We start from the raw sequence: 11,600 nt of genomic DNA, 5'->3' as shown, positions 1-11,600 counted from the left end.
TCAAATGCAAATCATTTCTTAACATTAATTTTAATTATTTTATTTGTTCGATCAGGAGGAGCTAGGATGTCGTCGTCGTTACGGGTTCATTATTTTATTTTAATTGCTGTTATTATTGTTGCTGGATTATGCCAAGGTTTATTATTACCTATTCTGTCTATCTCGTTGGAACAAATGGGAGTTTCATCTTCACTAAACGGAATGAATGCGGCTGCCCTGTATATTGGTTCATTCGCAATGACGTTGGTGGCAGAACGGACATTGGGCTTGTTGGGGTTCAAAAAGCTGATGGCCGGAGGGCTTGTGCTAGTGCTCATTACGCTACTGCTGTTCCCGCTAATCCCTGATATTCGGGTATGGTTCGTACTGCGTCTGCTAGTAGGTATTGGTGACAGTGCACTGCACTACTCTGCGCAGCTATGGATATTGTTGGTGACTCCAGCAGAGAAGCGAGGCCGCAACATTTCCTTTTATGGTATGTCATACGGTCTGGGTTTTGCATTAGGACCATTGGGATTATGGCTACTCGATTATGGAATGCTGGTTCCATTCGCTGCGTTGGCCTTATTGTGCTTGCTTGTCTTGCTGTTGGTGTTAATTAAGCTGCCGGACTCCAGACCGGAGAAGCTGGAGTCCGAGGCACGTCCCACTCAAAGATTTCGTCGCAGTTACAGCTGGGCATGGTACGCTCTTTTGCCAGCATTTCTATACGGCTATATGGAAGCGAGCCTGAACAGTAACTTTCCAGTCTATGGCCTACGTATTGGCTTTCATACCGATGAAATCGCCGCCTTGCTGCCGTTCGTCAGTTTGGGAGGGTTAGTGCTGCAGCTACCGCTAGGGATATTGAGTGACTGTTGGGGACGTAAAAAGGTGCTAATGAGCGTAGGTATAGCAGGGGGAATGACCTTTATGTTGCTACCATGGAGCGGTAATCATTTTATGTTCACTTTGATATTGCTGACCCTAGCAGGTGGTTTAGTAGGCTCCTTTTTCTCCCTCGGTTTGGCCTATGCCGCTGATCTGCTGCCCAAATCATTTTTAGCAGCCGCGAATGTACTGGCATCCTTTCACTTTAATCTGGGAAGTGTGATCGGACCTAATATTAGCGGAGGATTGCTGGACTATGGAACTCAAGGCAGCATGTTTCTTGTCCTTGGAGGTAGTTACGTTGTTTTCGGATTGTTAGGTCTGTTTTCCAGAAAAAGAGTACCGGCGGTTTAAAACTGCGGTTTGCATGGTATTTGTTTCACATTTACTATAAAATATAAACAGTATTGATGGCGCGCAAAGGGGAATCACTTAGATGATTAAAATTCGGAAGCTGACCAAGCAAGTGGGGCCTGAACGGACCCAGCTACTTCGAGGAATTGATGCTGAAATTCATCAGGGCGAATTCATTGCCATAGTAGGGCCAAGTGGAAGCGGCAAAACGACGCTGCTTCGCTGTCTTGCTTTACTAGAGCCATGGGATGAAGGCAGTTTAATTGTAGCTGGCAATGATGTGCTGAAATCCGGGTGGACGGGCAAGATGAAAATAAAGCGGGAATGGGCATACCTGGAGCAAAACCCGCATCTAAATATGAATCGAACCGCTCTTAAAAATGTGCTCATTGGCAGATCCGGTCAAACTCCAATGTGGAGAATGGTGACCGGTATGGTGCGTTCCGACGATTACATGGGAGCGATGGACGTACTGGAGGATCTGGGTCTGCTGGATAAGGCGCATGATAAATGCGACAAGCTCAGCGGTGGCGAGCGGCAGCGGGTAGCGACTGCGCGTGCTCTCGTGCACGGAGCTAAAGTTATTTTAGCTGATGAGCCTGTAAATGGACTTGATCCAGCTTCGGCAGCGCATGTATTGGAGACCTTTCGCAAGCTGTGTTCTGACGAGCGGGTGACAATCATTACTGTATTGCCGCTGGAAATGGCTGAACGCTTTGCTTCCCGTATATGGGGGTTGAATGATGGTGAATTGGTGTTTGATATTCAGGGAAGACGATTGACACAAGCAGAAAAGAACAAATTGTGAAGGGGACGGCAAGAGAAGTGAAAATAATGCTGTTGAGAATGGTGGCTGCCTGCTGTTCCTTGCTGCTCCTTGCTGGATTTTTAAGCGGCTGTAATGTTATTAGCGATCCCATTTCGCTGATGGAGACACCGACGATGTCTGACGAGAAACAGCAGTTGAATGGTGCAGTGAATACGCAACTAGGGGCGGTACAGCCTTTAAGGCCGAATGACCCAGATGACCCGACGCCAATTCGGACGGGTGATCTGAACAATGATGGTACAGACGAAGCAGTGCTCTTTTATGAAACGCCAGATGAGAGTGTAAAAATACATGGTGCCTTGTTTGAAGATCAGGGCGGAACGTGGGTAAAGAAGCTAACGTTTGATGGGGAAGGCACTGTGCTAGAGTCATTTAAGCTCGTGGATTTAACGAATGATGGAACACTCGATATTGTAGCGGGTTTTTCCAGTGGAGATAGTGGCGATGGCGGGGATCAGAAGGGACTCATCGTGTATTCCTATACCGGAGGAACTCTGGAGAAAATATATGCTACAGGCTATACGGACTTCGTCGTAGATGATTTTAACCATAACAAGATGGACTTGAACGGGGATAATTTGAATGATTTGACGATTATCACGCTGCGACGTAATGAATTCTTTACAGTTAAAACATTTCAATTCAGTGGGGGAACCTTTAAGGAAATCGGATCGTTGGATTTGGACAGTCAGGTCTTAGGTGTCTATAATGTCGTTGCTGGCAAGGTAGCCGAGGGTAGACAGGGGATTGTTATAGACACCAAAATTGCCCAGACCACTACCGTCTCCAATGTCATTGTGATGGATCACGGCAAGCTCAGGAAGCTTAATCTTATGGATGTCACTTTCAAGGATGCGACCATCGCCAGTGGTGATGTGGATGGTGACGGTATTCTGGAATTTGGTAATTTGGAGAAGCCAAAAGGTTGGAGTAACAAACCACTGGATGAGGTTCCATATTTTGTGTCGTTTTATCAGTGGGACGGGGCGAAAGGGACGATTTTTAAGCAGCAGCAGTATCGTGATTCTAATGAACAGGTCTACTTCAGATTGCCGAAAGAGCTGCATGGCAAGGTGACGATTGATCCGAAAGTTTCGAAGAAGGACAGCTATTTGCGCTTCATTTTGGATGATACAGACAAAACGATAGCGGAAATTAAATTTTTCTCGTTGTCACAATGGGAGCGAAACAACGAAGGGTATAGCCAACTGTGGCGAACGAATGCGCAGGTCATTGGCATTAAGCGATCCAGTGAGCTGGAACCGCGTAAAACCATAAAAAACAAGATGGGGGAAAGGCAGGTAGAGTAGAGTGAGTAAAGTTTTAATCATGGAAGACGAGGAATCCATTCGCAGTTTTATCGTCATTAACTTGAAACGTAACGGTTTTGAGGTGCTGGAGGCGTCGGAAGGGCATGAGGCTCTGAATATTTTGAACACGGTGCGGGATATTGATATTGCACTGCTTGACGTAATGGTACCCGGTATGGATGGTTTTGAAGTCTGTCGGAGAATCCGGGAAACGAATGAGCGCATCGGCATTATTTTTCTCACAGCGAAGGTACAGGAGCAGGATAAGGTGTATGCCTTGTCTGTAGGGGCCGATGACCATGTGAGTAAACCTTTTAGCCCGACGGAGCTGATTGCACGTATTCAATCGTTATTGCGTCGGGTGAATGTACATCGTGAAACAGCAGCCAAAGTGTCCTTCCAGTCTGGACCGTTTACGCTAGATTTGATTGCTAAGCAATTTAAGAAGAGCGGGCAGCTGATCGAGTTGACACCGACTGAGTTTTCTCTGATTCAATTTTTTCTGGAAAAAGAAAACACGCCGCTCAGCCGAGATGTTCTACTTGATCACGTATGGGGCAAGGAATATATGGGCGATCCGAAAATTGTAGATGTGAATATCCGACGTCTGCGGCAGAAAATTGAAAACAATCCATCTGAGCCAGCTTTTTTACAAACAGTGTGGGGACATGGATATAAATGGAAAGGTCAGTCTCAATGATCAAAAAGGGGATTCGCCGACAGATTGTGCTTCACTATTTTTTCGTAGTGTTCTTGGCGCTTCTGTTAGTAGAAGTCATTTTTATGTTTGCACTCCGGTCGTACTATTACGATTCCATTTACAAACATATCGAAAGCCGTATCGAATCGGTAAGTGAATTTGCACCCAAATTCAAAGAGCCGGAACAGTCTTTGCAATCGTATTTGTTAAATACATTTTCTCTGCCCTTCACTGAACTGCAGTTGCTTGATGAACAGGGAAATGTAATTGATAACTCGACGAATTTTGCAGCAGATCTAAGTGTGCAAACAAGTGATGTGACACAAGCATTAGCTGGAGATACGGGCAAATGGATCGGAAAGCAACCGAGTACGGGGCAGCAGGTGATGGCGGTATCTCAAAAACTGGACAATATCGTCGGAGACCAGGTGTATGTTATTCGGTATACGACTTCGCTGGAATTGGTAAATGATAAGTTGTTTACGATTACGCTGTTTTCTCTTGGCATCATGGCAGCTGTACTGGTTATTGTATTTGTGGTCAGTACAGGGCTCGCGAATTCCATTGTTAGACCAATTAATAATATCCGCGATGTATCTGCTCAGATGGCTCAGGGGAGGTTTGATGCACGCATTGAAGGCGATTATCGCTATGAGTTGGGTGAACTGGCTTCGACTCTGAACTATATGGCACAGGAAATTGTCAGAACAAATCAAATCAAGGATGATTTTATATCATCCATATCTCATGAATTGCGTACTCCGCTTACATCTATTAAGGGTTGGAGTGAAACGTTAAATTCTGGCGGTTATGACCCGGAAGAGACGAAAATCGGGATGAAGATTATTTCTAAAGAGACGGATCGACTGATTGGCTTGGTGGAGGAAATCCTCGATTTTTCCAAGCTGGAGCAAAATGCCATGAAGCTTGTGATGGGAACGGTGGATCTACGGGAGCTTTTGCAGGAAATTATGCTGAACGTATGGGCCAAAGCAGAAATGAAGCAGATAAAACTTCAGCTGGATTCGGAGGAAACGGCATATCTCGTCCATGGAGACGGTAACCGTCTAAAACAGGTGTTTTTGAACATTGTGGACAATGCTATCAAGTTTTCGCATGAAAGCTCAATTATTTTCCTGTCTCTACAACGAATTGATGGCAATATCGAGATATCCGTACAAGATACAGGGATTGGAATTAGTGCTGAAAATCTTGCCAGAGTCAGAGACCGCTTTTTCCAGGTAGACCACCAAAACGGTGGTACTGGACTGGGATTGGCAATCTCGCAACAGTTTATCGAGCGTCATCATGGTCAGATGCTCATTAGAAGTGAACTGGGGGCTGGAACTACCATTACGGTTTCATTACCTGCTCTGCAAGCAGAGCAGTCCGTGGAACCATCACAACTTACTGAAGGGCTGATTTAAAAGGCCGATTGTATAGATTTAACTAGAAAAACAGCCAGTCCTCTCAAATCGGGAGGGCTGGCTGTTTTTAATTTGGGGGTAACGTTATGAAGTAAAACCTTCGGCACGCAAGCGTGTATTGCGCTCGTAAGCTTCTTTCAGCATACGCGTAGTTTGCGGTCGTACCGCCATTTTACCAAATACCACTTCATTGGGTCCGATAACCATAATTTCGCCCGGATTACCTTTAATGACAGCACCATCGCGAATCACAGCACCTTCACCGATAATCGCATGTTCAATATGGACGTTACGTCCAATGCGTGTGTCAGGCATAACGATACTTTCTTTGATGGCTGATCCTTTACCTACCTCGACACCACTAAATACAACGGAGCGTTCTATTCGGCCCTCTACTTGGCAGGAATCATGCAACAAGCTGCCCAATGGTTGTGTTTGACGGTTAGGTACCTTTTGTGCGCTCAACCTTGTGCGGCGTTCACGTGTATACATCGGCCAGTCCTTGCGTTGAAGGTCGATAGCACAATCATCCTGTAACAAATCCATGTGTGAATCCCATAAGCTTTTAACGGTACCTACGTCCTTCCAATAGCCCTGGAATTCATAAACGTACAAGGATTCTTGGTCCGCTAACATTTTAGGTATGATATCTTTACCAAAATCATGACTGGATTGAGCATCCTGTGCGTCTTCTAACAGGTAATTTCTCAAGTAATCCCATTTGAAAAGGTAAATCCCCATAGAGGCCAAATTACTTTCCGGTTTCTCCGGTTTCTCTGCAAATTCTGTGACACGCAGATCTTCATCGGCACTCATAACACCAAAACGGTGTGCTTCATCCCAAGGTACCTCCATGACAGAAATGGTAGCCGCAGCTCCTTTTTCCTTATGGTGGTTCAGCATTTCACGATAATTCATATAGTAAATATGATCACCGGATAAAATAAGCACATGCTCCGGATTTTGGCTGTCAATATATTCGATATTCTTATGAATAGCATCTGCCGTTCCTAAGTATTCAGCGTTACCTGTATTATAAGATGGAAGCAGGGTAATTCCTTTGTCATCTGTTTTTGTAAGACCCCATGGTGTTCCATCCCCGATATGTTCGTGCAAGGATTCTGCCTCATATTGCGTCAGTACACCTACAGTATCAATGTCTGAATTTACGCAGTTACTGAGAGGAAAATCGATGATCCGGTAATGACCGCCAAAAGGTACGGCGGGTTTTGCAATCGTTGAAGTAAGGGGAGCAAGACGGCGTCCCTCTCCGCCTGCCAGCAGCATGGCAATGCATTCTTTATTAAACATTTCGTTTCCCTCCCGGTTTAGTTGTCAGTGTAGTACATACATAAACGGTATGGGGTACTCTTGAAACCATAAGGTATATAAGATTCCCCCAAAACTAAGGTTTATTTTTTTCCTAGTCATTTTTCTGTTCATTGTGGCTAGAATGGGGTAATAACTCAGGTCAGCTTTGACCCAAAAGCGAATGCATTACCGATTCATACATTTTTACCTACAAAACATATAAGGGTGGTGACGTGATGACAGACCAAACTCTTCCGCAACAGGCTATTTCATCAGAAGATATTTATTTGTTTCATGAAGGAACGCTTTATCACAGCTACCGATCTTTGGGTTCCCACCTTACTGTGGAGAACGGAGAACAGGGCGTCCGCTTTACGGTCTGGGCTCCTCATGCTCTCCATGTCGGGCTTGCTACAGATCGCAACAACTGGAATGGGGAACAGGATTCCTTATATAGGGTTCCCAAATCCGGTTTTTGGAGTCGTTTTTTTCCGGGGATATCCCAAGGAACTTTTTACAAATACGACATTACGGGTGCAAACGGTGAACGATTTCTGAAAGCAGACCCTTACGCGGTACGTGCTGAAGTGAGACCGGCAACGGCTTCTGTGGTAGCTTCTATAGATGGTTATGCTTGGAACGATGCGATTTGGCGCCGAAAACGTAGAGCACCTTATGGAAAGCCTCTGCACATATACGAGCTTCATCTGGGCACTTGGAAGCAAAAAGAAGATGGTACGTTTTATACATACAGGGAAATAGCTGAGCTTCTTGTGCCTTATGTGACCGATATGGGGTATACACATATTGAGCTAATGCCGCTGAGTGAACATCCGTATGATCTTTCCTGGGGCTACCAGCTCACCGGATATTTTGCACTCACAAGCCGGTATGGAGAACCGCATGATTTTATGTATTTGGTGGATCGTTGCCATCAGGCGGGAATTGGAGTGCTGATGGATTGGGTCCCAGCCCATTTTGCAAAAGATGCTCATGGATTAAGGCTGTTTGACGGATCGCCCTTGTTCGAATACGCGGATCCGCTGATTGCGGAAAAGCCCGGCTGGGGAACACTGACGTTTGATTACAGCAAGCCGGAGGTGCGTTCTTTCCTGATATCTAATGCGCTATTCTGGATGGATGTATACCATATTGACGGCCTGCGCGTAGATGCTGTGACGAGTATGCTACGGCTGGATTTTGAAAAGCAGGACGGTCAATATCGTTTTAACTCTAAAGGAGGCATTGAAAATGAGGAGGCTATTGCCTTCCTTCAACAACTGAATGAAACAGTATTCCGCTATTATCCGTATGCTCTGATGATGGCAGAGGAGTCCAGTGCCTGGCCGATGGTGACTTCCCCGGTAAGCGATGGAGGACTCGGTTTTAATTACAAATGGAATATGGGCTGGATGAACGATACGCTTGATTATATCGAAACGGATTTCGATCAGAGGCCGGAGCGCCATAATTTGCTGACATTCCCCATAGCTTATGCGTACAGCGAGAATTTTACACTGCCGTTGTCGCACGATGAGGTTGTTCATGGTAAGAAGTCGCTGCTTGATAAAATGCCGGGTAGCTATGAGCAAAAATTTGCCGGGCTTCGAGCGCTTCTCGGTTACCAAATCACCTCACCGGGCAAAAAACTCTTATTTATGGGAGGGGAATTCGGCCAATTCATCGAATGGAAGGATGAGGAGCAGCTTGACTGGTTTCTGCTGGATTATGACAGTCACCGTTCGCTGCACGCTTTTACGAAAGCGCTGAATCATTTGTATATTCAGGAAAAGGCATTATGGGAACTGGATCATTCGTGGGATGGATATCAGTGGATTGAGGCGGAGGACCGTGGGCAGAGCGTAATTACGTATTTACGTAAAAGTAAAAAGCCGGGAGATACACTGGTCGTGCTTATTAACTTTCAGCCCGTGCCCAGAGAGAACTACCGAATTGGGCTGGAAAAGGCCGGGAGTTATATCGAACTGCTGAACAGTGATCATAAGGACTTTGGGGGAAGGGACCAGCTGAATACGGGAATAATACGGACCGCCCCCATCCCTTGCCACGGACAGCTTCACAGCTTGGAGGTGACCATACCACCCCTGAGCATCGTTATACTCAAGAAAGCGCCTCGGAGGCCTAAAAAAGCAGATTAAACACATAAGGAGGAAGCACATATGAACATTTTGTTTGCGGCAGCAGAAGCACATCCATTTATTAAAACAGGCGGGTTGGCTGATGTCATTGGCGCACTGCCGAAGGCACTTCGTCAGGCGGGGTGCGACGTCCGAATCATTTTACCTAAATATGCGGGGATTCCCGATACTTATAAAAAGTCTCTGCGTCCGGTAGCGGTGAAGCAAGTAGCCGTAGGCTGGCGTAATCAATATTGTGGAATAGAGGAACTGACATTAGACGGAATCAAGGTTTATTTTATTGACAATGAGTATTACTTCGGTCGTGACGGTATTTACGGTTATATGGATGATGGCGAACGTTTTTCCTTTTTTAACCGGGCGATTTTAGAAGTGCTGCCTGAACTGAACTTTCGGCCGGATATTTTGCATTGTCATGATTGGCATACGGCGATGGTCCCGCTGCTTCTGAATGCTGATTATCGACATTTGCCCTTCTACAGTGATATTCGCACAGTGTTTACGATACATAATCTGCTGTATCAGGGGGATTTTCCGTATGAGGTCTTAACTGAGCTGCTCAACCTGGATGGGAGCTATTTCACCCCCGAGGGTGTGGAATATCATGGCAGACTGAATTTTATGAAAGGTGGGCTGACGTACTCGGATCATGTCACGACCGTAAGTCCAACCTATGCAGAGGAGATTCAAACGGAATTTTACGGATATGGGCTGGAGGGTCTGCTTCGTAAATTGGGAGATCAGGGTCGCTTAACGGGGATTGTGAACGGAATTGACACCAAAAGCTACAATCCTGCCACGGACAATCGTATTTATACGAAGTACCGAACGAATCTGACAAAGAAAAAGGAAAACAAAATTGGCCTGCAGAAGGAGCTGGGTCTGCCGGTGCGGCCAGACGTACCTATGATTGCCATGGTAACCCGGCTTGTAGATATGAAGGGGCTAGATCTGGTAACGAGAGTGCTTGACGAAATCTTGTATTATGATGATATCCAGTTTGTCGTGCTGGGAACAGGGGATCCGGCTTTTGAGCATTGGTTCCGTGAGGCAGCGGGACGCTATCCACTGAAAATGTCGGCGCAGCTCGCTTTTAGCGAACCTCTGTCACGAAAAATATATGCGGCAAGCGATATGTATCTTATGCCATCAAGGTTCGAACCTTGTGGGATCAGCCAACTGCTGGCACTTCGTTATGGAAGTATCCCTATTGTACGAGAAACAGGGGGCCTTAATGATACTGTGCAGGCTTACAATGAATCCACAGGTGAAGGAAACGGATTTAGTTTCACGAACTACAATGCACATGATATGTTGAACACCATTCGTCGTGCTGTTCATTTTTATCGCCAATCTGAGCATTGGTCGAAGCTTACACAGACGGCTTTTGCAGGAGAATATAGTTGGGATGTTTCAGCCGAAGCGTATATGGATATTTACTATTTGCTAACAAAAACGGACTGAACAAATAGGAACACCCCAGTCATGTTAATGAAAAAGGGAATCCCTTTAGCCAAGTTTTCTGGCTGAGGAATTCCCTTTTTTACTATGATCAGTCGCCCCCACCACCACAGCTGCTTCCACATGAAGAGCCACTGCTACACGAAGAATGGCTACCAGAATCGCCTGAATCATGATGAGAAGAGCCTCCATGATGAGAACTGTCATGGGAGGAATGATGGTGCGAGTGATGTGTATCCCAGTTTGAACAGCCGCTTGCCGAGCTACAGCCGAATGAGCTAGCTAATACGGCATTACCTGAAGCATCCGGGTGCATGTGTATGGAAAATTGTTCAGGTTGATACCATGAATACCACACAACAGCTAATAACAAATAGTCGACCTGTAAATAGTTGACCTTAGGCAATTGCTTACCCTCAGGATCATCCACCGCTTTATTCACCCGCTCGTGCAGATGTTGTACAATCTTATGAACCGCTTGTTGGGCCTGCTGTGAAATAGCTATATCCTCCTGCGTATTCCAGCGGTCACCTGCTGGCTGCACGGAAGTTGTGAGTTTGTAATAGCGCGAAAGCTCGTCGCTCGGTAATGGATGATTAAAAAAAGTTCCCCACAAACTGGCGCTATAGCGGTTCCAGCCAAAGCATTCTACATACAACCAGTCAAACCACGCCCGCTCCTCAGGCATCGGCTGAGAGCCGCCGGAATGAGGCGCATGGTGAAGCATACGACCAAAAAAAGCTTCCGAGAATTGCTGATATTCGCGGGTAAACATCAACATTTCGTGCCATAATTCATCCATATCGCTACTGAACATAGGCACTCGATTCATAATCGCGCATAGCATAAAATATCGTTTTAGCTCATGCCAGCGCCAATCATATTCTTGCTCCGTCAGCTCAGGGTGGGCTTCGATTACACGACTCCTTACGCTATGAGCATAGGAGGCGGGAATGGATTGCTCCAGTAGCTGCATTAGCTCTGTAATCTCTGGATGACGCTCCTGCGCAAGGGACGAAGGGGATGGGGAGCTGAGGAAAAAAGCATTCCGGCTCCGTGTTTTTCTGTTTCCCCGGTTTCTGCGTATTGCACGGAATATAAACCAAAAAATGAAGAGGATCACCACAATAAACAACGTCCAAAAGCTGCTCATACTATCCATGATGGCTGACTACTCCT

General features: G+C 45.9%; 9 protein-coding genes. 7 read left to right on the top strand and 2 right to left on the bottom strand.

The window, feature by feature from the left end; genetic code table 11:
- The first annotated feature begins 66 nt into the window (after positions 1-66).
- The 5 genes from JOE49_RS19420 to JOE49_RS19400 all read left to right on the top strand — a co-directional run bounded on the left by JOE49_RS19420 (position 67) and on the right by JOE49_RS19400 (position 5,490).
- A complete protein-coding gene (locus JOE49_RS19420) occupies positions 67-1,224 on the top strand; it encodes an MFS transporter (RefSeq protein WP_076295076.1) in 1,158 nt (385 codons plus the stop codon).
- Positions 1,225-1,306: 82 nt separating this feature from the next.
- Entirely contained in the window at positions 1,307-2,032 is a 726-nt protein-coding gene (locus tag JOE49_RS19415) for a phosphonate ABC transporter ATP-binding protein (protein WP_209942494.1), read from the top strand.
- Entirely contained in the window at positions 2,029-3,363 is a 1,335-nt protein-coding gene (locus JOE49_RS19410) for a hypothetical protein (RefSeq protein ID WP_160790034.1), read from the top strand. Before JOE49_RS19415 ends, JOE49_RS19410 begins: the two co-directional genes overlap by 4 nt.
- 1 nt (position 3,364) lies before the next feature.
- Positions 3,365-4,063 (top strand): response regulator transcription factor, encoded by a 699-nt coding sequence (locus JOE49_RS19405; protein WP_023988960.1) that lies wholly within the window; start codon positions 3,365-3,367, stop codon positions 4,061-4,063.
- The gene (locus tag JOE49_RS19400; protein ID WP_071641091.1) at positions 4,060-5,490 is read left to right on the top strand and encodes a sensor histidine kinase; all 1,431 of its coding nucleotides are present in this window, start codon (positions 4,060-4,062) and stop codon (positions 5,488-5,490) included. The genes JOE49_RS19405 and JOE49_RS19400 overlap by 4 nt, the downstream gene beginning before the upstream one ends.
- An 84-nt stretch (positions 5,491-5,574) precedes the next feature.
- Here JOE49_RS19400 and JOE49_RS19395 read toward each other — a convergent pair whose 3' ends face one another.
- Positions 5,575-6,801 carry a glucose-1-phosphate adenylyltransferase gene (locus tag JOE49_RS19395; RefSeq protein ID WP_025722655.1) on the bottom strand — a complete coding sequence of 409 codons (1,227 nt, stop codon included), beginning with the start codon at positions 6,799-6,801 and terminating at the stop codon, positions 5,575-5,577.
- A 236-nt stretch (positions 6,802-7,037) separates the two neighbouring features.
- Here JOE49_RS19395 and glgB point away from each other — a divergent pair, with 236 nt between their 5' ends.
- Both glgB and glgA read left to right on the top strand, forming a co-directional pair.
- The gene (glgB, locus tag JOE49_RS19390; protein ID WP_053325593.1) at positions 7,038-8,960 is read left to right on the top strand and encodes a 1,4-alpha-glucan branching protein GlgB; all 1,923 of its coding nucleotides are present in this window, start codon (positions 7,038-7,040) and stop codon (positions 8,958-8,960) included.
- Between the two features lie 21 nt (positions 8,961-8,981).
- Entirely contained in the window at positions 8,982-10,424 is a 1,443-nt protein-coding gene (gene glgA, locus JOE49_RS19385) for a glycogen synthase GlgA (RefSeq protein ID WP_076159558.1), read from the top strand.
- 88 nt (positions 10,425-10,512) lie between these two features.
- On the opposite strand, the gene JOE49_RS19380 is transcribed toward glgA, so the two are convergent.
- On the bottom strand, positions 10,513-11,583 hold the full coding sequence (locus JOE49_RS19380; RefSeq protein ID WP_069080604.1) for a glycine-rich domain-containing protein: 1,071 nt from the start codon (positions 11,581-11,583) through the stop codon (positions 10,513-10,515).
- Positions 11,584-11,600 lie beyond the last annotated feature (17 nt).

This window comes from Paenibacillus sp. PvR133, from assembly GCF_017833155.1.
GTDB classification, from domain to species: Bacteria; Bacillota; Bacilli; order Paenibacillales; family Paenibacillaceae; genus Paenibacillus; species Paenibacillus polymyxa_B.
This window is presented reverse-complemented; position numbering and strand designations above follow the sequence as displayed.

Coding starts and splice junctions, on each gene's coding strand:
- JOE49_RS19420 (WP_076295076.1), top strand. CDS start 67: ATGTCGTCGTCGTTACGGGTTCATTATTTTATTTTAATTGCTGTTATT.
- JOE49_RS19415 (WP_209942494.1), top strand. CDS start 1,307: ATGATTAAAATTCGGAAGCTGACCAAGCAAGTGGGGCCTGAACGGACC.
- JOE49_RS19400 (WP_071641091.1), top strand. CDS start 4,060: ATGATCAAAAAGGGGATTCGCCGACAGATTGTGCTTCACTATTTTTTC.
- JOE49_RS19395 (WP_025722655.1), bottom strand. CDS start 6,801: ATGTTTAATAAAGAATGCATTGCCATGCTGCTGGCAGGCGGAGAGGGA.
- glgB (WP_053325593.1), top strand. CDS start 7,038: ATGACAGACCAAACTCTTCCGCAACAGGCTATTTCATCAGAAGATATT.
- glgA (WP_076159558.1), top strand. CDS start 8,982: ATGAACATTTTGTTTGCGGCAGCAGAAGCACATCCATTTATTAAAACA.
- JOE49_RS19380 (WP_069080604.1), bottom strand. CDS start 11,583: ATGGATAGTATGAGCAGCTTTTGGACGTTGTTTATTGTGGTGATCCTC.